The organism is Bacillus sp. FJAT-27986 (genome assembly GCF_001685035.1).
Taxonomy (GTDB): domain Bacteria; phylum Bacillota; class Bacilli; order Bacillales; family Pradoshiaceae; genus Pradoshia.
This window is the reverse complement of record NZ_MAYV01000020.1, coordinates 30,415-52,159: the sequence shown is the minus strand read 5'-3', so window position 1 is coordinate 52,159 and position 21,745 is coordinate 30,415. Positions and strand designations below refer to the sequence as shown.

The following is a 21,745-nucleotide window of genomic DNA, read 5'->3' as shown; positions in this document are numbered from 1 at the left end:
TAATGGATTTTATACAAATAGCATTGGTATTAGCAGTTCTTTTATTGCTTGCTATACCTATGGGGCGCTACATAGCCCGTGCTTTCTCTTTGGAAGAGACAAAGCTTGATCGAGCATTTGGCGGAATAGAGAAAATAATTTATAAGCTGTCAGGAATTTCGCAAGGGAATATGAAATGGAAGCAATACGCAAAGGCTTTATTGGTTAGTAATATAGCAATGTTTGCTATATGTTATATAATCGTTCGTCTACAAGGTGTTTTACCGGGAAATCCAAGTGGGATTGCTTCAATGGATCCGTTCTTATCTTTTAATACAGTAGCGAGTTTTTTAACCAATACTAATTTACAACACTATAGCGGAGAATCAGGATTATCTTATTTATCACAAATGATGGTTATTATCTTTCTGATGTTTACAACACCAGCGACAGGAATTGCTTTATGTATCGCCTTTATGAGAGGCCTGACAGGGCAAAAAAGCATAGGTAACTTTTATGTGGATTTAATCCGTGCCCATACACGTATTCTGATCCCGCTTTCCATCCTGGTTGGAATCGTGCTAGTAGGTCAGGGAGTTCCGCAAACAATAGGGCCGACGATTACAGCTACGACCCTGGAGGGTGCCGAACAGCAGATTGCGCGTGGACCTGTTGCAGCTTTGGAATCTATTAAGCATTTAGGGACTAATGGCGGGGGATTTTTCGGTGTAAACTCTGCACATCCATTTGAGAATCCAACACCACTCACGAACGTTATTGAAATCTTATCCATGTTTTTACTACCAGCTTCACTGCCAATCGCTTTTGGACATATGGCTAGAAGCCGTAAGCAAGGTTGGATTTTATTCAGCGCGATGGGAATTATGTTTCTTGCGTTCTTATCATTAGCCTATTTTAGTGAAGCAAATGGAAATCCAGCGCTTCGAGAAATCGGCCTATCCCAATCAGATGGAAGTATGGAAGGGAAGGAAGTGAGGTTTGGAATTGCCCAAAGTGCTCTATTTACAACAGTTACAACAGCTGCAACGACAGGCACAGTAAACAATATGCATGATACGTTAACCCCGCTTGGAGGGTTGGTTCCATTGGGAGAAATGATGTTGAATTGTGTATTTGGCGGGGACGGTGTTGGAACTGTAAATATTTTAATGTATGCCATTCTTGCTGTTTTCTTAGCAGGATTAATGGTTGGGCGAACACCAGAATTTTTAGGGCGTAAAATCGAAGCGAAAGAAATGAAATTAATAGCCATTACCATTTTAATACATCCATTAATCATTCTGGCTCCATCGGCCATTGCGCTGGCAACAGAAATGGGGTCATCAGCGATTTCAAATTCAGGGTTCCATGGAATCACTCAAGTCATCTATGAATTCACTTCATCTGCAGCGAACAATGGATCAGGATTTGAAGGCTTAGGTGATAATACACCGTTTTGGAATATATCTACAGGGTTAGTTATGTTATTTGGCCGCTATTTCTCCATGATTGCCATGCTTGCTGTAGCTGGATCGTTACTAAGTAAAAAACCTGTTCCGGAAACGATTGGTACGTTTAAATCAGATAACGCCACATTCATCGTTCTTCTGGTGACTACGGTTTTAATCGTAGGGGCATTAACATTCTTCCCAGTTATCACGCTCGGACCAATTGCGGAGTATTTATCGATTCGCTAATAAAGAAAAAGAAGGTAAAGGAGTATTCTAATGAACACAAAGCGTAAAGCGGCAATTAATAACGCTATAGTCAAGCGTGCTTTAATAGATGCTTTTAAAAAGCTGGACCCGCGTCTGATGGCTAAAAATCCAGTCATGTTTGTAGTAGAGGTTGGGTTTGTTATCACCCTAATCCTGACCATTTTCCCCACCCTATTTGGAGGGGGAGCGAGTTCAATTTACAACGGGAGTGTAAGTGCAATCTTACTTCTAACCATCCTATTCGCTAACTTTGCGGAATCTTTAGCAGAAGGAAGAGGTAAGGCACAAGCTGACAGCTTGAAAAAGACAAAACAAGATACAAGTGCCAGATTGCTTTTGAAAGATGGATCAACCAAAATGGTCCAATCAACTGAATTGAGAAAAGGGGATATAGTTGTTGTCAAAGCAACTGAATTGATTCCTGCCGATGGGGAAATCATGGAAGGCGTAGCCTCTGTTGATGAATCAGCAATAACGGGTGAATCTGCACCGGTTATTAAAGAATCTGGTGGAGATTTCAGCTCAGTCACCGGTGGTACACGAGTAATTAGTGACAGGCTAAAGATTCGAGTGACGACGGATCCGGGTGAATCCTTCCTTGATCGTATGATTCATTTGGTTGAAGGAGCGAAGCGCCAAAAAACACCGAATGAAATTGCATTAAATACATTGCTCGTCAGCTTAACGTTGATATTCTTAATTGTTTGTACGACCCTGGTTCCAATCGCTGCCTATGTTGGAGTTACTATACCAATCGCAACTTTGGTAGCCTTACTTGTTTGTTTGATTCCTACGACGATCGGGGGACTACTTTCAGCGATCGGAGTCGCCGGGATGGACCGAGTTACTCAATTTAATGTAATTGCTATGTCAGGTAAAGCGGTGGAAGCAGCTGGGGATATTAATACGATCATTCTCGATAAAACAGGCACGATAACTCATGGGAATCGGATGGCTACAGCATTTGTGGCCGTTGGAAAATTAGATCAAATGGAGCTGAATAAAGCCGCACTAGCTAGCTCTCTTCATGATGAGACTCCTGAGGGGCGGTCGGTCATTGAGTTGGCAAAAAAATCAGGTGTTTTAGAAGCTGAGGGACATGAAATTGATTCAGAAGGTGTTGAATTTAAAGCGGAAACTCGAATGAGCGGAACGGACTTTGCGGATGGACGGAAAATTAGAAAAGGTGCCGTGGATGCTATTAAAGAGTACGTGACCGCTCAGGGAGGGACTGTGCCAAAGGATCTTGATAGTAAAACAAAAACAATCGCAATGGAAGGTGGCACACCGCTTGCTGTGGCAGAAGGAAACAAAATTCTAGGCTTAATATATTTAAAAGATACCGTTAAACCCGGAATGAAAGAACGGTTTGACGAATTACGAAAAATGGGGATAAAAACCGTCATGTGTACAGGGGATAACCCACTGACCGCCGCAACGATCGCTCGTGAAGCAGGTGTAGATGATTTCATCTCTGAGGCAAAGCCTGAAGATAAGATTTCCGTTATTAAAAAGGAACAAGCTGAAGGAAAGCTAGTAGCGATGACAGGGGACGGTACGAATGATGCTCCGGCACTCGCACAGGCTGACGTTGGTCTTGCGATGAATAGCGGAACGATTGCAGCAAAAGAGGCGGCGAACATGGTTGACTTAGATTCTGATCCAACGAAGATCATTGAAGTAGTAGCCATTGGGAAGCAGTTGTTGATGACACGGGGTGCTTTGACTACGTTCAGTATTGCTAATGATGTTGCGAAATACTTTGCGATTATCCCAGCTATGTTTATGGTGGCGATTCCGCAAATAGGGGCACTAAATATTATGAATCTGAATACACCACAAAGCGCGATTCTATCCGCACTCATCTTTAACGCAATTATCATTCCATTGCTTATACCCCTGGCAATGAAGGGTGTTAAATATGTACCGATGAGTTCTACAAAACTATTAAATCGTAACCTCACGATTTTTGGGTTCGGGGGAGTCATTGTTCCGTTTATCGGTATTAAGGTAATCGATTCTTTGCTTATGGTCATGAATCTTGTTTAAAAATAACTAATAAAGTAAAGGTGACGTATACATGTTGAAAAATTTGCGGGTAAGTCTGGTACTACTTCTTATATGCGGGTTCATGTATCCTTTGGCGATGACAGGGATATCACAGTTGATTTTCCCGGCTAAAGCCGATGGCAGTGTGATCGAAGCTAAAGATGGGGATGTGGTAGGTTCTGAATTGATTGGGCAGAGTTTTAAGGATTCGAAATACTTCATGAGTCGCGTATCTTCTATTGAATATAATGCCTCTGGATCTGGATCAGGAAATTATGCACCATCTAATGAGGATATGATTGAGCGGACTAAAAACGATATAAAGGCATTTTTAGAAAATAACCCTGATGTGCAAAAAGAAGATATTCCGGCAGATCTTTTAACAAATTCAGGTTCAGGTTTGGATCCGCATATTTCACCGATGGCAGCAAAGATTCAAGTGCCGAGAATTGCTGATGTCAGGGACATAGATGAAGAGCAATTAGAGTCCCTTATTATAAAAAATACGGATGGAAGGCAATATGGGATATTAGGAGAACCGCGGGTAAATGTATTACAGCTAAATATGGAGCTTGATAGATTGGAATAAGGAAGAAAGGGAGAGTATCGTATATACCAGCTCTTCTTTTCTTGTCTGTAGAAAGAGAGGAGTGAAAGGATGGTCGAATTTCGCAGAAAAACTCCCGAAGAATTTTTACAATCGATTTATGAGGTGAAACGAGGAAGGTTAAAAATTATTCTCGGGGCGGTTTCTGGATCGGGAAAGACCTATCATATGTTATTGGATGGGAATGTATTGAAGAAGAGATCGATTGATGTTGTGATTGGAATAATCAGTCCATCCAATCGTCCTAGTACAATTGAACAAATCGGGGATTTGGAGACGATTCGACCAATTGAATGGGTGGAGAACGGAAAAGTAAAACAGGATTTAGATATTGAAGCCATTAAAGAAAGAAATCCAGAAGTTGTTCTTGTTGATATCTTGTCACATCGCAACCGCTCAGATGCACCGCATAAGTCAAGACTTGAAGATGTAGTAGAGCTAATGAACCACAATATTAGTGTAATTACAACGATGAACATTTACGAATTAAATGGAGTTAGAGAGATTGTTGAAAAACTGTTAGGCATTAAAGTACAGGTGGATCATTGTGTACCGGATGACACCCTTGCGATGGCAGATGAGGTTAAGCTTTTGGATGTAACGCCTGACCAAATTCTTAATCGTTTACAGGATGGCAACATAGACCGGGTATTAAAAGAGAAATTATTTAAACGAGCAAATTTGGCAGTATTACGCGAGCTTGCCTTACGCCATTTAGCAGGTGAAGTAAATGACGAACTGGATGAATATCGAGAACAGCAAGGATTGATAGGACCATCCGGAGCATCGGAGAGAATTCTTGTTACCGTTCAATATCACTGGAATGGCTCAATTTTAGTACGTAGAGGACAACAAGTTGCCAAACGTTTGGGTGGTGAGCTATTAGTCGTATGTTTCCTTTCACAGGATAGAAAGCTTTCAAAGGAGGAGCAAACCTTTAGAAGATCTATTAAAAAGTTAGTTCATAAAGTTGGAGGTGAGTTTGAAGAATTTTCTATTGCTCGAACGGATGCAGCCGAGGAAATCGTCACCTATGCAACTGACAAGAAAATTACCAAAATTGTAATAGGCCATTCTAAAAGAAGCCGTCTGGAAGAAATCATAAACGGCTCGGTCATTAATAAAATTCTGCGAAGTACGCAAAACATAGATATTTTGGTTGTAGCTGACCGAACAGATAAAAGCGGGAAAAGGGTAATACCTGCTAAATTGGGAGACGACAATAAAACCAATCCATACCGTCGCTTATCAAATCGAGAAGTGGAAGAGCGGATTGGAAAAATGAAGCGTGGACAATTAAAGGTTTATATTGGGGCAGCTCCAGGTGTCGGGAAGACGTATACGATGCTGCGTGAGGCTAACGAGTTGAAGAAAAACGGAATAGATGTCGTAATTGGTTTGCTTGAAACACATGGTAGGAAAGAAACACTTGATCAAGTCGGAAGCTTGGAAATGATGCCACGAATGAAAATTAACTATAAAAATGTTGTGATTGAAGAAATGGATGTAGATGCCATTATAAAGAGAAATCCCGAGGTGGTACTAGTTGATGAATTGGCTCATACCAACGTACCAGGCAGCAATCATAAAAAACGTTATGAAGATGTTGAAGAGATTATAAAATCAGGGATTTCGGTCATCTCAACCATGAACATTCAGCATTTAGAAAGTTTAAATGACAGTATTGAACAAATTACAGGAGTGCGGGTACGGGAAACAGTACCCGATCAAGTTCTCCGAATGGCAGATGAGATTGAGCTTATTGATATTTCTCCAAAGGAGTTGCAGCAACGTATGCTGGAGGGGAATATATACGCAAAGGAAAAAGTAGAACAGGCACTGAATCATTTTTTTAAAACGTATAATTTAATCGCATTAAGAGAACTCGCCCTTCGTGAAGTCGCTGATGATGTTGATGAGAGACTAGAATTATTGGAACGTAACCGTACTTTAAGAGGACCGTGGCGAAAACAAGAGGTTATCTTTGTTTGTGTAAATTTACGCGGGAACAGTGAGCGTTTAATTCGACGTGGTTTTCGAACTGCTTATCGGTTGAAGGCTAACTGGTATGTGGGTTATGTAAAGGAGCATTCTGTTCTAACAGACGAAGAACAATCCAAAATAAAGAACTTGCAGTTTTTAACCGAAAGACTGGGCGGGCTTTTTGAACTATACGAAACTTCCCATCGAAGAAAAGTTGTTGAAGAATTGGTAGAACGATTAAATGACAAAGAGGCAACTCAAGTGTTTATAGGACAATCGACACGGACAAGAATGGAAGAGATCGTAAGAGGTTCGGTTGTCCAAAAGCTATTGCGTTTAGTCCGTCATTTAGATGTATTAATCATTGCAGATCAAAAACCTGATAAAAAGATGGACTAAGTTAACCGCCAAATTTAGAAAAGCATATAAACTAATCGGTCGGGCATTCTAAAGCAGAGCAGGAAGTATGAATAACTGATGAGGGGGTAAGCGGTGAATATAGCCTTTTTTCTAATCCCAAAAAGAGAAGTAGCCTTCGTTAAATATGAGTCCACGATGAGACAAGCGTTGGAAAAAATGGAGTTTCACAAATACTCTGCAGTTCCCATTATCGATAACCATGGAAGATATGTTGGCACCTTAACAGAGGGGGACTTACTCTGGAAAATGAAAAACACCCCTGACTTATCATTCGAAAACACCCATAAAACGAAACTGAAAGACATAAAACCAAAGCGTTATAATGAACCGATTCATATTGATGCTGATATGGAAAGTATTCTTTTAAGGGCAATGGAGCAGAATTTTGTCCCTGTTATTGATGACGCGGGCATTTTTATTGGAATTATTAGAAGAAGAGAAATCATAGAATACTGTGCTAAGGGGATTTTCGAGAAAAAAGCATAAAATTAATAGTAATAGTGTACTGTTTAACTTTTATTACCTTTCGCAAGGAATTATTTTATTACCATACAATAAGAGAGTCAAAAGTTAATGTTCAGTATAATCAGCAGTCACATAAGCTTTCTAACACGACTGCCTTGATTATAAGGTAATCTTTTAGAATTGACGGTTTAACAGCCCTATATTCTATAAAAAGTTCATACATACATAAAAAGGTGAATTTAAAAGATTGTTTCCTGTAAAAAAGGGAGCAGTCTTTTTTTATCAATAAGATGTAGTCGGTGTTTCTCGAGGTAAATAATAATTCGGTAATTTCTGAAAAAATAGATTGACAAAAGTAGGAAAAGAAATTATATTTAACTACGTATTGATAATCATTATCAATTAAATTGGGCTATATATCCTTTTAAGGAGGTTTACTATGAATCGCCTCTATACAGATCGTTTGAACATTGGGTACGGGGAAGAATTAATTGTAAAGGATCTCAGTGTAGAAATACCTGACCGGAAAATAACGACAATCATTGGCTCTAATGGGTGTGGGAAATCAACTTTATTGAAAGCCATTACACGCATTATATCTCATCAATCAGGCGACGTCGTTTTGGATGGGAAAAGTATCTTAAGTAATAATACAAAGATTCTTGCACAAAAAATGGCCATCCTTCCTCAGTCACCAGAAAGTGCAAGCGGACTTACAGTAGGTGAACTAGTTTCCTATGGAAGGTTTCCTTATCAAAAGGGATTTGGTCGTTTAACTAAAAAAGATTATGAGGTAATTGACTGGGCACTTGAGGTTACTGGAACGATAGATTACAAGTTTCGTCCGGTAGATGCCCTATCAGGCGGTCAGCGCCAACGTGTTTGGATTGCCATGGCACTAGCCCAGGAGACAGAAATCATCTTTCTCGACGAGCCAACCACCTATTTAGACATGGCTCATCAGTTAGAGGTCTTAGAGCTTTTACAAAAACTGAATCAAGAACAAGCACGTACCATTGTGATGGTCTTGCATGATTTAAACCAGGCAGCACGTTTTGCTGATTATATGATTGCCTTAAAAGATGGCCGAGTTGTAAAAGCCGGGTCCTGCGAGGAAGTGATTACTCCCGCTGTACTCAGAAAAGTATTCCATATTGATGCCCAAATAGGGAGAGATCCACGAACAAATAAACCAATGTGCCTTACTTATAACTTATTAAAAGGAGAACCCAAACATGAAAAAATGGATATTCCCGTTTATGCTGCTCTCAGTGTTAATTATTAGTGCATGCAGCAATAGTTCATCTACAGAGAAGGAAAATGATACAAAAAAAGAAGAAGCGCCAAAAACATTTACATATGAATCAGAAACAGGGCCAGTCGAAGTACCAACAGATCCGCAGCGTGTTGTCATGCTATCAGGATTCACTGGGAACGTGATTGAACTGGATGTGAATTTAGTTGGTGTTGACGTTTGGTCTAAAACAAACCCTACCTTTGAAAAGGAATTAAAGGATGTTGCCGAAGTTTCAGAGGATAATCTAGAAAAAATCATTGAATTGAATCCTGATCTCATTATTGCGTTATCTACTGTTAAAAACGTTGATAAATTAAAGGAGATTGCTCCTACTGTAACCTATACTTGGGGCAAATTGGATTACTTAGCTCAGCATGTGGAAATTGGAAAACTATTAGGTAAAGAGAAAGAAGCAGAGGACTGGGTTGATGACTTCCAAACACGTGCTGCGGAAGCCGGAGAAGAGATTCGCGCCAAAATCGGTGAGGATGCAACAGTATCTGTAATAGAAGCTTTTGATAAAAATTTATATGTATACGGTGATAATTGGGCACGCGGAACAGAAATCCTTTACCAAGCTATGAAATTGAAAATGCCTGATAAAGTAAAAGAGATGACATCTAAGGATGGATACTATACTCTTTCTACGGAAGTACTCTCTGAATACGCAGGAGATTATGTGATTTTAAGTAAATACGCAGCTGCTGATGTATCATTCCAGGAAACTGAAACCTATAAAAATATACCTGCCGTTAAAAATGGACATGTATATGAAATGGAAGGAGACGGTGCTTCCTTTAGTGACCCAGTTACATTAGAGAAGCATTTAGCTTTTTTCAAGAAATCATTTCTTGGTGAATAATTTTCGGGTGGAGGGATTCTAATTGGAATCCCTTTTCCCCTATTCTGACGAAAGAGAAGATGAGTAACTGATGACAAAAGAAATGAAACGTTCTGTCCCCTTTGTCTATAAAATGATTGCCAGTTTGCTTGTTCTTGCTGGGATGTTTGTGGCGGCCATGGTTTTTGGTGCTGCAGATACGACTGTCAAAGATGTATGGCTCGCTCTTACCTCTAACGTGAAAACGGATGAAACTCTTGTTCTGCGAGAGATTCGTTTTCCAAGAGAAGTTGCAGCCATTTTTGTAGGAGCAGCTTTAGCTGTTGCCGGCGCTATTATGCAAGGGTTGACGAGAAATCCGCTTGCTGATCCAGGTTTACTAGGATTGACTGCCGGCGCAAATGCGGCGCTGGCAATTACGCTGGTTGTTTTCCCATCTATTAATTATTTTGGGTTGATGATTGGCTGTTTTATTGGAGCAGCTGTTGGTACAATCATGGTATTTAGTATGGGGTTTATGAAAAAAGGAGGGTTTTCTCCGCTTCGAATCGTATTAGCAGGTGCTGCTGTATCTGCTTTCCTTTATGCGGTTGCGGATGGGGTAAGTATTTACTTTAAGGTATCTAAAAATGTTTCAGCATGGACTTCAGGAGGGTTAGTTGGAACTAGTTGGGACCAGCTCCAGATCATTGTTCCTTTTATTATAGTTGGCATTCTAGTGGCGCTCATTTTAGCAAGACAGCTGACGATTCTTAGTTTAAATGAAGAAGTTGCTGTTGGCTTGGGGCAAAACACGGCACAAGTAAAATTCATCCTTTATGTTGTCATTATCCTTCTGGCGGGTGCATCTGTTGCCCTTGTCGGGAATATGACCTTTATTGGCTTAATAATCCCGCATATTGTACGGGCCATCGTCGGAACGGATTACCGATTTATTATCCCAATGTCTGCCATTGCAGGAGCTGTTTTTATGCTTTTTGCGGATACGCTTGGACGGACCATAAATGCACCATTTGAAACTCCGGTAGCAGCTATTGTAGCTACAATAGGGTTGCCATTTTTCTTGATAATTGTTCGTAAAGGAGGGAAAGCATTCTCATGATTCATCCTCCTTTACTAAAAAAACAACGACTATTTCTTGTTGTTTTATTGACTCTCATTATTGCTACAGCGGTTGTCAGCATGGGGATGGGAGCAGCTGCTTTATCTTATGACCGGCTCATTCCAACACTACTTGGAGAGGGCACGTTTAAAGAAGAGTTTGTTTTATTTTCGATTCGTTTACCAAGAATACTGATTACAGTGTTGGCTGGAATGGCGCTTGCATTATCGGGTGCTATTTTACAAGGTATTACACGGAATGATTTAGCGGATCCTGGCATTATTGGGATTAATTCTGGAGCGGGTGTGGCTGTAGCTATCTTCTTTCTATTTTTTCCGATTGAACCAGGTTCATTTGTTTATATGCTGCCTCTTGTCGCGTTTTTCGGTGCGATCCTCACCGTATGTTTCATCTATTTATTTTCATATACGAAAAACTCAGGGTTGGAGCCGGTAAGGCTCGTGTTAGTAGGCATAGGTTTTTCGATGGCCCTCTCCGGTGCCATGATTGTCCTTATTTCATCGGCAGAACGAGAAAAAGTAGATTTTATTGCTCAATGGTTAGCAGGGAATATATGGGGAACAGATTGGCCTTTTATTTGGGCGTTGCTCCCTTGGTTAGTCATCCTTATTCCGTTTACTTTATTCAAAGCCAATCGTTTAAACCTTCTCGGGATTAGTGAACCTGCAGCTATTAGTGTAGGTGTGTCGATTGAGAAGGAAAGAATCATTTTACTGATCACAGCTGTTGCCCTGGCTGCCTCCGCTGTCTCGGTTACAGGGGGGATCTCCTTCATCGGTTTAATGGCACCGCATATAGCCAAAACTCTAGTAGGACCACGAAACCAATTATTTATCCCACTTGCCATTTTGATTGGGGGATGGTTATTATTATTCGCTGATACAATCGGCCGAAATCTAATTGAGCCTAACGGACTCCCGGCAGGTATTATGGTTGCCCTTATCGGTGCCCCTTATTTTATGTATTTATTATTGAAAAAATAAGCGAATATCCCTTGGGAATCTGCTTATTATCAAAGGTTTCTACTGTTTTGTTATCGGGATGGAAATGATAGCGTTCATTAACTGTGTGTAAATATTAATTCAGAAAATAAAGCTACTGTTCCCTGTAGCAAAAAGAATCAAGAATGCTAATTAACGGCATTCTTGCTTCTTTTTATTTGGTTATTCCAAATGCCCTTTTCCTCTACTAACTGGATGTTTAACTCGTCAGAAGAACTGGTAGGATGTAAAGCAAATGAACATTTACTCTCATTACTGTTTTAATTACGGAAGTTGATTCAGAAACGATCATTATGATGTCTAAAAATAGATGTGTTGTTGTGCCTTTAGTGAATATATGTAAAATTGATACAATGATTTAGTTTCAAAAAAGGGATGGCTATTGTCATCCTCATTTTAGGTGGGGATATTGATAAAAGTCTAAATAAAGCCGATAAAATTACGTATTTACCAGCTTTATGTATGGTTAAATGTTAAATTCCAGAATAGATTCTGTATTAAATTCCAAGCTCTTCTTTTAATAATAATTCGTTCCGTTCTTTGAATACTTCATTATGTGATGAGACCATTGCAGTATCGTATGCTGAAGGTTCAATAAAAACTTTGGCACTGTTGACAGCATTGAGAGCATCCTGGAAGGCACCGACCAATAAATTTACTTTTCCTTCGTAAGATATAATATCCCCGGCTGCAAAGATTCCTTCTGTGGAAAGAACGCCTTTGGGTGTACCGATATAATAGTAATCATCCTTCATCTCCGGCTGCAAGCCATCTTCAAATTTGAGAGAAGCTTCGCGATTATAGCCATGATTAATTAAAACTTCATCAACAGCAATCGCTCTATTATCACCATTAATCTCTAAAATCACTTGATCAATCGCATGGTTTTCCTTATTTGCTACTAAAGAAGTAATGGTAGCATTGAGGATGATTTCTACATGGTTCTCCTGCAAGTTTTTGATTTGAGCCTCGTGTGCAGTCAGTTCATCTTTACGGTAAATAACCGTCACACTCTCTGCGACATGCAGTAATTCTGCAGCCCAATCAATAGCAGCATTTCCTCCACCGGAAATTAAGACATGCTTATCCTTAAAACGCTCTATTCGCTGAACGGTGTAGTGTAAATTAGTAAGCTCGTACTTTGATGCACCTTCTATATCCAGCTTTTGTGGAGAGATAATTCCTCCGCCATTTGCCATAATAACGGTTTTTGATATATGCTTCTCGCCATTATCTGTTATAAGAGTAAATAATCCATTTTCTTTAGTAATATATTCAACTTTAGTATTCAAACATACGGTAGGTTCAAAGGTTAATCCTTGTGATATCAAATCCTTAACGAATTCCTCCCCACGCATAGGACGCAATCCCCCGACATCCCAAATCATCTTTTCAGGATAGATATTAACTTTTCCTCCCAGCATTGTCTGAGATTCAATAATCTTTGTTTTCATGGTTCGTAAACCGCTGTAAAACGCACTGTACAAACCCGCTGGTCCTCCGCCAACAATCGTTACATCATAAATATCCGGCATTAAAAACCCTCCTTTATTACAAAAGATGGAACTAGTAGTTAAGTACATTATATTGATAATAATTCTCATTATCAATGAGAATTTATAATTTGATCAAGCCATAGATGTACGACAGGGAAGTTAGAGGAGTAGGAAAGCAGCTATTCAATGGCTGTCCTACACCTATGCCAGAAGATAGAATCCTAAAATTAATAAACATTTTTCCTCACATGTAAATCACATAATGAATAATGATTCATTATGTGATAATATTTAACGAATAATCGCGGTAAGGAGGAGTGGGATGATAGCTAAAAAGAGCTTTACAACAGAGATGGTAAATGGAGTGCAGACGGGGAATGGAACCATTTCGTTACTTAATGTACATATGAATGTGTATGTTTTTTGTGTGGATGGAGTTTTAATTGATACGGGTGCTCAATCAATTGAAAAGGAATTTTGGCCATTTTTTAATGATTTGGAGATAGATCAGGTTGTTGTAACACATTATCATGAAGACCATACAGGTTGTGCAGCTTTTTTACAGCAGAAGTATCAAGTACCCATTCTTATGAATAAGATGATGATTGATTATTGCCGCAAAAAAGCAGATTATCCATTGTATCGCAAACTTTTTTGGGGTAGACGAAAACCATTTGAGGGTACGGAAATCGGTAAAACATTTGCCTCTCGTCATGCTATATGGGACGTGATTGAGACTCCAGGCCATTCAAAGGATCACCTATCTTTTTTAAATCGGCAAACCGGACAGTTGTTTACAGGGGATTTATATTGTCAGCCTCGGACAAAGGTTGTGTTACGGGAGGAAAGTGTACCGGCTATCATTCATTCATTAAAGCATGTCTTAACCCATGATTTTGAAGAGGTGTATTGCTGTCACTCAGGCTTTTTAAAGAAAGGGCGTATCGCATTACAAAGAAAACTGGATTATTTGTTGGAGATTCAGGAAAAAGTGATTACACAGTATAAAGAGGGGAAAACACCATATCAAATCAAAGAATCCCTGTTCCCAAGAAACTATCCTATTACGAAATTTTCACAAGGAGAATGGGATTCCATTCATATTATAAATTCGGTTCTTTTAAAGTATGATGAAGAAAATATCGCTTTAAAATAAAGTAATTTAACATAGATAAATCTTGGGTCTTGAGCATAGTTCCACAGATTCGGATTTTTTAATGTAAGTCCTCTATAGGATATGATGTATAGCCCTGCCATCAACTATTTGAAACCCAGAGTCATTAATAGGTGGTAAATTACAGGTTAAATACCAATATCACGATTAAAAGGTTAGTGGAAGGGTAAAATACCTATAAAATCCAAAGAGGTGATTTCATGTCAAATGTTCAAAATGAGAACAAACAAGAGTTGGAGAAATTAAGAGAGTTAATTAAAGATGTAGATACTGCAATGCTCACCACACAGACTAGTGAAGGATTGATTTCTCGTCCAATGAAAACTCAGGAAGTCGAATTTGATGGGGATCTATGGTTTTTTACAAAGAAAGAAACAGATAAATATAAAGAGGTGCTGGAACGTCCGGAAGTCAATGTAGCGTATGCCGGTAGATCCTATGTTTCTATTCGAGGTAAAGCTGAAATTGTAAATGACATTAACAAGAAAAAAGAACTCTGGAATGCAGCCTATGAAAAGCTACTGGAAACAAGTGTGGATGACCCAAATATCATTTTAATTAAGGTAGAAGCAGAAGCAGCAGAATATTGGGAAACCGGAAATCTCACTAAAAACATTGTTAATTTATATAAGAAGCTAACAAAGAATGAATCAGATATAGAGAATATAAATGAAACAATTGAATTAAAATAGAAAATACTAAATATTGCATAGAAAAAGGGCATGCCTAAAGTAGGTATGCCCTTTTTCTATACCTTTTTTCTTGGATAATTGTAAAGGAATCTTAAAGGCGATGTTCGTTATTTTATTAGATTGCTGTTCAACAATATGCACTTTAATTCAGGTACTTTCACTCATTAATAGCTCATCTTATATCATTCAGAGTGAACATTCTGTGAATTTAGTAGTATAGAAATTTCATAAAATTTATTCATTTTTTATCAAATGACTAGACATTTAAATCTAACTGTCTATAATAGTAAATGTAAGCGGTTTTACCATATTACTATAAAGGGAGTTTTAAATATGAGAAAAATTTTATTAGCTTGCAGTTCAGGTATGTCAACTAGTTTACTGGTTACTAAAATGGAGCAGCATGCCAAATCAATTGGTGAGGATGCAAAAATTTGGGCAGTAGGTCAGGATAAGGCAAAAGCTGAAATGGCAGATGCAGACGTCGTATTAATTGGCCCTCAAATGAGTTTCCTTAAAGCTGACCTGCAAAAAGAAGCAGACAAACATGGCATTAGAGTGGATGTAATCGATATGATGGCGTATGGAATGGCAGATGGTAAAAAAGCATATGAACAAGCGATTTCCCTTATAGGTGATAAGTAATGGAAAAATTGCAAATTGAACAACTAACAGAAGAACAGGTTAGCTTTCAGCTTATCTTACACAGCGGTAATGCAAGGAGTAAGATTATTCAGTCGTTAAGGGTTTACCGGGAAGGTAATGTTGAAGAAGCGGATGACTTATTAAAGCAGGCTGAGGCAGATCTTAGTATCTCTCATGATATTCATTTCCAAATGGTCCAAAAGGAAGCATCAGGAGAAAAAACGAAATTCTCTATGCTGTTAATGCATGCGGAAGATCATTTGATGTCTACTTTAACGATGAAAGAGTTAGTAAAAGAAATACTGGAAATTTTTAAGGCTAAAGGCTAAAAAGTTTTAGGTTATTACTATTATTCCTAAATTGAGGGGGAAGACCCGTGTTTGAAAAAATTAGTCAATTTCTTATGCCAATCGCAGGTAAACTGAATAACAACCGGTACTTAGGTGTCCTACGTGACGCTTTTATGTTAGCGTTTCCACTGACCGTGTTCGGTTCCATCGTAGTCGTTCTATTAAACCTACCATTCTTGGATTCATTTTTAAGTGACGGCACGATTACAACACTCCGCGATACTTTTGGTGTGGCAAGCAGTGCAACCATGAATATTATGTCTGTGTTTGTTGTATTCGGTATCGGATATTATCTATCAAAAAGCTATGATGTTGAGGCTGTATTTGGAGGAGTAGTTGCTCTTGCATCCTTTTTATTCCTGACTCCGTTTGTGGTTGAAACACAAGGGGGAGAAACAATTACAGGCGTTCTCTCACTAGATCGTCTTGGAGCAAAAGGAATGTTCCTTGGTATGATTTCTGCTTTTGTAGCAGGTGAAATTTACCGAAAAGCTGTTCAAAAAGATATTACGATTAAAATGCCAGCAGGTGTACCACCGGCAGTAGCCAAATCTTTTGCGGCATTGATTCCAGCACTTATTACATTAACTTTCTTCCTAGCGATACAAGGAATCGTAACTTTAGCATTTAATACAAATCTTCATGATGTTATTTATAAGATTATTCAAGAACCACTTACTGGCTTAGGCAGTGGCATTATTCCAACCCTAGTTGTTGTATTCTTTATTCAAATCCTTTGGTTCTTTGGGCTCCACGGTCAAATTATCATGAACTCCGTCATGGATCCTATCTGGAATACATTGGCTTTAGAGAATGTAGCTGCATTTAATGCAGGTAAAGAGTTACCACATATTATTTCGAAGCCATTTATGGATACGTTTACAGTAGGGATGGGCGGAACAGGTATGACCTTGGCAGTAGTATTGGCCATTCTCGTCTTTGTTAAATCCAAACAAATGAAACAGGTAGCTAAATTAGGCGGTTTGCCTGGTGTATTCAATGTCAATGAACCAATTATCTTCGGTCTTCCAATTGTTATGAATCCATTGATCTTAATCCCTTGGGTTCTTGCACCAATGATTGTGACAGCTGTTACCTATTTTGCCATGAGTACTGGTCTTGTACCACCGCCGACAGGCGTAACGGTTCCATGGACTGTACCAATTGGATTCAGCGGATATTTAGCAACTAACTCGATTGCGGGTTCTATTTTACAGCTAGTAAACTTCGCTATTGTATTTGCGATATGGCTTCCATTCCTGAAAGTCATTGACCGCGTTAACGTGAAAAAAGAACAAGAGGCAGAAGCGGAAGCGGCAGCATCTGCACAAAAATAAAAAATATCATTGAATAGAAGACTAGTAGTGAAGGGAGATATCTTTTACTGCTAGTCTCCTTACTCATTAAGCTACACAGACGAATCAACTTTGAGACGAGAGGATGGATTTTTTTGAAAACTACTAACGATCAAATAGACTATCAATTTCCTGAAGGATTCTGGTGGGGGTCAGCTGCTTCTGCTACTCAAACTGAAGGTGCGGCTGATGTAGATGGAAAAGGTAAAAATATTTGGGACCATTGGTATGAAGTTGAGCCAAATCGCTTCTTTAATGGAGTTGGACCTGAAAAGACATCCCAATTTTATTATAAATATAAGGAAGATATCGCATTAATGAAAGAAATTGGGCACAACTCCTTCCGGATGTCTATTTCCTGGTCACGAATGTTTCCGAATGGGACAGGCCAAGTAAATGAAAAAGCAGTAGAATTTTATAACAATGTTATTAATGAACTGATTGCAAATGATATTGAGCCATTTGTTGGGCTATTCCATTTTGATATGCCAATGGCTATGCAGGAGATTGGCGGATGGACAAATCGGAAAGTAGTTGATGCTTATGAACAATATGCAATTACTTGTTTCGAAACATTTGGTGATCGCGTTAAGAAATGGTTTACGCATAACGAGCCGATCGTACCTGTAGAAGGCGGATACCTGTATGATTTCCACTATCCTAATGAAGTGAATTTTCGAAATGCTGTACAAGTCGCATATCATACCATTCTTTCAAATGCCAAAGCAATTGCAGCCTATAAGAAGCTTGGTCTGGATGGAAAAGTTGGGATCGTTTTGAATTTGACCCCATCCTATCCGAGAAGTCAGCATCCAGCAGATGTAAAAGCTTCTGTTATTTGTGACGCATTCTTTAACCGGTCATTCCTTGATCCAACAGTTAAAGGTGAATTCCCTGCAGAGTTGGTTGAAATTCTGAAGGAAAAAGATTTCATGCCAGTCATTGAAGAAGGGGATTTGGAGTTAATTAAGAATAATACAGTATCCTTGCTTGGAGTCAATTACTATCAGCCGCGCCGTGTGAAGGCAAAAGAACATATGCCGAATCCTGATGGTCCATTTATGCCGGATCACTATTTTGATAATTATGTTATGCCTGGACGTAAAATGAATCCTCATCGTGGATGGGAAATCTATGAAAAAGGAATATACGATATTCTAATTAATTTGAAAGATAACTACGGTAATATCGAATGCTTCATTTCTGAAAATGGAATGGGTGTAGAGGGAGAAGAAAAATTCCGTAATGCTGACGGAATGATTGAGGATGATTACCGAATTGATTTTATCAAGGGCCATCTTCAATGGGTTCATGCTGCAATCCAGGAAGGCTCCAATGTAAAAGGATATCATTTATGGACGTTCATGGATAACTGGTCCTGGTCAAATGCCTATAAAAATCGTTATGGTTTTGTTTCCGTAAACTTAGATAAAGATGGTGAAAGAACCATTAAGAAAAGTGGATATTGGTATAAAGAGGTAGCTAAAAATAATGGTTTTTAAGTAAGATAGTTGAAGATAGTCTTGTTTGGCTATCTTCTTCTTTTTATAATGAAAGAGAGAATGTTATAAAAAGACAAGTTTAGAAAAAGAAGGGTGTAGCATGTCCAAGTATATTACTATATCAGATGAAATTAGAGAGCGAATTAAAAGTGGATATTATCCGGTTGATAAAATGATGCCGGATGAGCATAGTTTATGCCGCGAATTTAATTGCAGCAGAATGACAATGAAAAGAGCATTAGATATCTTGGCACAGGGAGGGATGATTTATCGGAAACGTGGCCACGGTACATTTATCATCCAATCTTCTATGCAGAATCACAATGTAAATGTCCTCAGTGATGAGACTGTTGGGTTATCCAATTTAATGAAGGATCGAAAAATAGTCAGCAAAGTAATTGAGTTTAATATCCAGTTCCCCTCTGAAGAAATCGCCAAAAACCTTTCAGTCAGCATGAATACACCTGTTTATCATATTATCCGTTTACGAATAGTGGAGGATGAGCCGTATGTGCTTGAAGAAACGTATATGCCCTCCAACTTGATTCCTGATATCAATGAAGAAGTACTGCATGATTCTATTTATCATCACATTGAAAATAAGTTGAATTTAAAGATAGGTGGAGCTCACAGGAAGATAAGAGCCTCTAAATCTAATGAGTTGGATCAAAAATATCTCCATTGTGGTGAACATGATCCAATACTAGAAGTAGAACAAATTGGTCATCTAGATATTGGTATTCCATTCGAGTATTCGTTTTCCAGGCATCGCTATGACCGTTTTACATTCATATCAGTAGCAGTAAGATAATTATGGGAGGTGCTCACATGTTATTAGGTGGGATTGAAGCGGGTGGTACAAAATTTGTTTGTGCTGTAGGAGACTCGGCAGGAACTATTCTGGAACGTATAACGATTCCTACCACTACACCTGAGGAAACAATGCCTCGGGTATTCGCTTTTTTTGAAAAGTATGAGCTAAATGCAATTGGTGTAGGTTCTTTTGGTCCAATTGATGTAAATATCGATAGTCCTACATACGGCTCCATTACCGCAACACCGAAACTTGCCTGGAGAGATTATCCGATTGTTAAGGAATTAAGGCAGCGGTTATCTGTTCCAATTGGTTTTAATACGGATGTAAATGCTGCTGCACTGGCGGAGGCCACCTTAGGTGCTGCCAAAGGACTGGACAGCTGTTTGTATATTACGGTGGGTACCGGAATTGGTGCAGGAGCAGTTGTGCACGGAAAGTTACTACAGGGGTTATCTCATCCGGAGATGGGGCATATCCTAGTTCGACGCCATGAAATGGACACCTACGAAGGGAAATGTCCATACCATCAAGACTGCCTTGAAGGATTAGCAGCGGGACCCGCGATTAAAGCACGCTGGGGCCAAAAAGCGGTTAACCTGGAAGGGCGGGAAGAAGTTTGGGAGATGGAAGGGTTTTATATCGCTCAAGCCCTTATGCAATATATTTTAATCCTATCTCCAAAGAAGATTATTTTAGGCGGCGGGGTTATGAAGCAAAAGCATGTATTCCCGATTATCTATAACCATTTAAAAAAATTACTTAATCAATATGTTGTATTACCTGAACTGGATACAGCCATCGATTCTTATATCGTTTCTCCCGGATTGGGTGACAATGCAGGCGTAGTTGGCTCACTCCTTCTTGCTGATCAAGCTATTCAAGGTAAATAAAGGAAGATGTGTCCAGGTTGGACACGTCTTTTTTTTGATTCTTCTATAGTCCTGGCTGAAAATAAGTTTGAGTTAAAATTATTGAGTCAACATATCTAGTTTTATTTTTCGAATATAAAAATTAAAGGGTAAAATTGTTTATTTTTATTAGTAAACGACCTTTATATCTCTGCTCTCCTCTTCAAGTGATTGCTATTAAATCCCCAATATATTTACAATTCAATCCCTAATTTTTTAGACTTTAATAACTATAAAAAACAAATGCTATTTTTAATAAATAGTAAAAATGCACTAGTTTATCCAATTAATGTAAGGGTATTTAAAAATATCTTAACGAAAAATGTCACAAAATTATCAAATTTAGGTTTAAAAATATGAAAGAGGGGGTCATATATTACTTTTTTACCAATTAACATCTTATTCTATTAAATTATTTGCAATTTATGTAAAAAGTTATAATAATTTCTATTAAAGTGAATATTTTGTGATTTTATGTAAAGGAAAGAGGGGTTGAGGGGAACCGATGTTAGAGTCAAAAAGGAAAGCTATTATATTCATGCTATTATCTTTATTTTTAGCTATTTTGGCCGGATTCTTTGTATTGCAGAAGGTAAAGGCTTTAAACAATGATTTAGGGACAGTTGTATCCGTTTATGCAGCTAATGAAGATATTTCTTCAAGACAGGAATTAAAGCCTACTATGATTACGACAAAAGATATTCCAAAGAAGTATTTGGAGGAATACCATATTACAAATGTCAGTGATTTAGAAAATAAGGTATTAGTCGTTCCGCTAAGTAAAGGGGACGTCATCTCTAAGAATATTCTTAAACAAGCCTCTGTAGTATTAGAAGAAAATAATCGATTGATTTCGATGATGTCGGATGAAAGAGTCCTATTCGATGAGGCATTGGAAGCATTGGATCGTGTAGATATTATCGTTTCAGATAAATTGGAAGGGAATAAGGCTCAAACTAAAATATTTATGAAAGACGTAAAAGTAGCCCGTATAGCCAAAAAAGATAATAAGTTTCAGGGTGTTCAACTGGAGATTCCATTGGACAAGGCTCCGGAATTAATACATATGCAGAATTACGCAGACAGTGTCCGGATTATTAAATCAAATGTAGGTCAGGCTACGGAGACTCCTGAAGCCGCAAAGAAAAATGAACCGGTGGTAACAGAAGAGGCAGTAGTTGAGCAAAAACCGGTAGAAAAGAAGGAGCCAGAGGTAAAAAAGACTGAAGAAGATGAAAAAAATAAGGAAGCAGATCCTGGAAAAGATACATCTAAGGATAAAGAGAAAGAATAAAAAACAAATTAGTTTGTACCTATTTTCTA

The 21,745-nt window shown here is 38.6% G+C and carries 19 protein-coding genes; 18 read left to right on the top strand and 1 reads right to left on the bottom strand.

Features of this window, described 5'->3' with window-relative positions; all coding sequences use genetic code 11:
- Window positions 1–2: 2 nt before the first annotated feature.
- From kdpA to A8L44_RS18140, 9 genes are all read left to right on the top strand, one after another.
- A complete protein-coding gene (kdpA, locus tag A8L44_RS18180) occupies window positions 3–1,676 on the top strand; it encodes a potassium-transporting ATPase subunit KdpA (protein ID WP_066109915.1) in 1,674 nt (557 codons plus the stop codon).
- Window positions 1,677–1,706: 30 nt separating this feature from the next.
- Window positions 1,707–3,746, top strand: coding sequence for a potassium-transporting ATPase subunit KdpB (kdpB, locus tag A8L44_RS18175; protein ID WP_066109912.1), 2,040 nt, complete (start codon window positions 1,707–1,709; stop codon window positions 3,744–3,746).
- A 31-nt stretch (window positions 3,747–3,777) separates the two neighbouring features.
- Complete coding sequence (gene kdpC, locus A8L44_RS18170; RefSeq protein WP_066109907.1) at window positions 3,778–4,335, top strand: potassium-transporting ATPase subunit KdpC; 558 nt, start codon at window positions 3,778–3,780, stop codon at window positions 4,333–4,335.
- A gap of 69 nt (window positions 4,336–4,404) precedes the next feature.
- Window positions 4,405–6,735: a universal stress protein gene (locus tag A8L44_RS18165; protein WP_066109906.1), complete on the top strand. Its 2,331-nt coding sequence runs from the start codon at window positions 4,405–4,407 to the stop codon at window positions 6,733–6,735.
- Window positions 6,736–6,828: 93 nt separating this feature from the next.
- Window positions 6,829–7,242, top strand: coding sequence for a CBS domain-containing protein (locus A8L44_RS18160; RefSeq protein ID WP_066109903.1), 414 nt, complete (start codon window positions 6,829–6,831; stop codon window positions 7,240–7,242).
- Window positions 7,243–7,660: 418 nt separating this feature from the next.
- Entirely contained in the window at window positions 7,661–8,506 is an 846-nt protein-coding gene (locus tag A8L44_RS18155) for an ABC transporter ATP-binding protein (protein WP_066109900.1), read from the top strand.
- Window positions 8,457–9,380 carry an iron-hydroxamate ABC transporter substrate-binding protein gene (locus A8L44_RS18150; protein ID WP_066109895.1) on the top strand — a complete coding sequence of 308 codons (924 nt, stop codon included), beginning with the start codon at window positions 8,457–8,459 and terminating at the stop codon, window positions 9,378–9,380. Before A8L44_RS18155 ends, A8L44_RS18150 begins: the two co-directional genes overlap by 50 nt.
- A 70-nt stretch (window positions 9,381–9,450) precedes the next feature.
- Complete coding sequence (locus A8L44_RS18145; protein ID WP_066109892.1) at window positions 9,451–10,461, top strand: FecCD family ABC transporter permease; 1,011 nt, start codon at window positions 9,451–9,453, stop codon at window positions 10,459–10,461.
- Window positions 10,458–11,465, top strand: coding sequence for a FecCD family ABC transporter permease (locus A8L44_RS18140; protein WP_066109889.1), 1,008 nt, complete (start codon window positions 10,458–10,460; stop codon window positions 11,463–11,465). The genes A8L44_RS18145 and A8L44_RS18140 overlap by 4 nt, the downstream gene beginning before the upstream one ends.
- Before the next feature lie 515 nt (window positions 11,466–11,980).
- On the opposite strand, the gene A8L44_RS18135 is transcribed toward A8L44_RS18140, so the two are convergent.
- Entirely contained in the window at window positions 11,981–13,018 is a 1,038-nt protein-coding gene (locus A8L44_RS18135; RefSeq protein WP_066109886.1) for an NAD(P)/FAD-dependent oxidoreductase, read from the bottom strand.
- A gap of 283 nt (window positions 13,019–13,301) precedes the next feature.
- Between A8L44_RS18135 and A8L44_RS18130 the strand changes: the two genes are divergently transcribed.
- From A8L44_RS18130 to cpaB, 9 genes are all read left to right on the top strand, one after another.
- Window positions 13,302–14,135 carry an MBL fold metallo-hydrolase gene (locus A8L44_RS18130; protein ID WP_066109883.1) on the top strand — a complete coding sequence of 278 codons (834 nt, stop codon included), beginning with the start codon at window positions 13,302–13,304 and terminating at the stop codon, window positions 14,133–14,135.
- A 218-nt stretch (window positions 14,136–14,353) separates the two neighbouring features.
- Window positions 14,354–14,845: a pyridoxamine 5'-phosphate oxidase family protein gene (locus A8L44_RS18125; RefSeq protein ID WP_066109880.1), complete on the top strand. Its 492-nt coding sequence runs from the start codon at window positions 14,354–14,356 to the stop codon at window positions 14,843–14,845.
- A gap of 333 nt (window positions 14,846–15,178) precedes the next feature.
- Window positions 15,179–15,490 carry a PTS sugar transporter subunit IIB gene (locus tag A8L44_RS18120; protein WP_066109877.1) on the top strand — a complete coding sequence of 104 codons (312 nt, stop codon included), beginning with the start codon at window positions 15,179–15,181 and terminating at the stop codon, window positions 15,488–15,490.
- Complete coding sequence (locus A8L44_RS18115) at window positions 15,490–15,819, top strand: PTS lactose/cellobiose transporter subunit IIA (protein WP_066109874.1); 330 nt, start codon at window positions 15,490–15,492, stop codon at window positions 15,817–15,819. The genes A8L44_RS18120 and A8L44_RS18115 overlap by 1 nt, the downstream gene beginning before the upstream one ends.
- Before the next feature lie 47 nt (window positions 15,820–15,866).
- A complete protein-coding gene (celB, locus tag A8L44_RS18110; protein ID WP_066109871.1) occupies window positions 15,867–17,177 on the top strand; it encodes a PTS cellobiose transporter subunit IIC in 1,311 nt (436 codons plus the stop codon).
- A 134-nt stretch (window positions 17,178–17,311) separates the two neighbouring features.
- Entirely contained in the window at window positions 17,312–18,697 is a 1,386-nt protein-coding gene (locus A8L44_RS18105; RefSeq protein ID WP_139063889.1) for a glycoside hydrolase family 1 protein, read from the top strand.
- A 100-nt stretch (window positions 18,698–18,797) separates the two neighbouring features.
- Window positions 18,798–19,508: a GntR family transcriptional regulator gene (locus A8L44_RS18100; RefSeq protein WP_066109866.1), complete on the top strand. Its 711-nt coding sequence runs from the start codon at window positions 18,798–18,800 to the stop codon at window positions 19,506–19,508.
- Window positions 19,509–19,525: 17 nt separating this feature from the next.
- Window positions 19,526–20,404 carry an ROK family protein gene (locus A8L44_RS18095; RefSeq protein WP_066109863.1) on the top strand — a complete coding sequence of 293 codons (879 nt, stop codon included), beginning with the start codon at window positions 19,526–19,528 and terminating at the stop codon, window positions 20,402–20,404.
- A 523-nt stretch (window positions 20,405–20,927) separates the two neighbouring features.
- The gene (gene cpaB / locus A8L44_RS18090; RefSeq protein ID WP_066109859.1) at window positions 20,928–21,716 is read left to right on the top strand and encodes a Flp pilus assembly protein CpaB; all 789 of its coding nucleotides are present in this window, start codon (window positions 20,928–20,930) and stop codon (window positions 21,714–21,716) included.
- Window positions 21,717–21,745 lie beyond the last annotated feature (29 nt).

Bases quoted from the DNA above. Each gene is read 5' to 3' on its own strand.
- A8L44_RS18095 (WP_066109863.1), top strand. From the start codon at position 19,526: ATGTTATTAGGTGGGATTGAAGCGGGTGGTACAAAATTTGTTTGTGCT.
- A8L44_RS18100 (WP_066109866.1), top strand. From the start codon at position 18,798: ATGTCCAAGTATATTACTATATCAGATGAAATTAGAGAGCGAATTAAA.
- A8L44_RS18140 (WP_066109889.1), top strand. From the start codon at position 10,458: ATGATTCATCCTCCTTTACTAAAAAAACAACGACTATTTCTTGTTGTT.
- kdpA (WP_066109915.1), top strand. From the start codon at position 3: ATGGATTTTATACAAATAGCATTGGTATTAGCAGTTCTTTTATTGCTT.
- kdpC (WP_066109907.1), top strand. From the start codon at position 3,778: ATGTTGAAAAATTTGCGGGTAAGTCTGGTACTACTTCTTATATGCGGG.
- A8L44_RS18130 (WP_066109883.1), top strand. From the start codon at position 13,302: ATGATAGCTAAAAAGAGCTTTACAACAGAGATGGTAAATGGAGTGCAG.
- A8L44_RS18120 (WP_066109877.1), top strand. From the start codon at position 15,179: ATGAGAAAAATTTTATTAGCTTGCAGTTCAGGTATGTCAACTAGTTTA.
- A8L44_RS18165 (WP_066109906.1), top strand. From the start codon at position 4,405: ATGGTCGAATTTCGCAGAAAAACTCCCGAAGAATTTTTACAATCGATT.
- kdpB (WP_066109912.1), top strand. From the start codon at position 1,707: ATGAACACAAAGCGTAAAGCGGCAATTAATAACGCTATAGTCAAGCGT.
- A8L44_RS18125 (WP_066109880.1), top strand. From the start codon at position 14,354: ATGTCAAATGTTCAAAATGAGAACAAACAAGAGTTGGAGAAATTAAGA.
- A8L44_RS18155 (WP_066109900.1), top strand. From the start codon at position 7,661: ATGAATCGCCTCTATACAGATCGTTTGAACATTGGGTACGGGGAAGAA.
- cpaB (WP_066109859.1), top strand. From the start codon at position 20,928: ATGTTAGAGTCAAAAAGGAAAGCTATTATATTCATGCTATTATCTTTA.
- A8L44_RS18115 (WP_066109874.1), top strand. From the start codon at position 15,490: ATGGAAAAATTGCAAATTGAACAACTAACAGAAGAACAGGTTAGCTTT.
- A8L44_RS18145 (WP_066109892.1), top strand. From the start codon at position 9,451: ATGACAAAAGAAATGAAACGTTCTGTCCCCTTTGTCTATAAAATGATT.
- A8L44_RS18150 (WP_066109895.1), top strand. From the start codon at position 8,457: ATGAAAAAATGGATATTCCCGTTTATGCTGCTCTCAGTGTTAATTATT.
- A8L44_RS18135 (WP_066109886.1), bottom strand. From the start codon at position 13,018: ATGCCGGATATTTATGATGTAACGATTGTTGGCGGAGGACCAGCGGGT.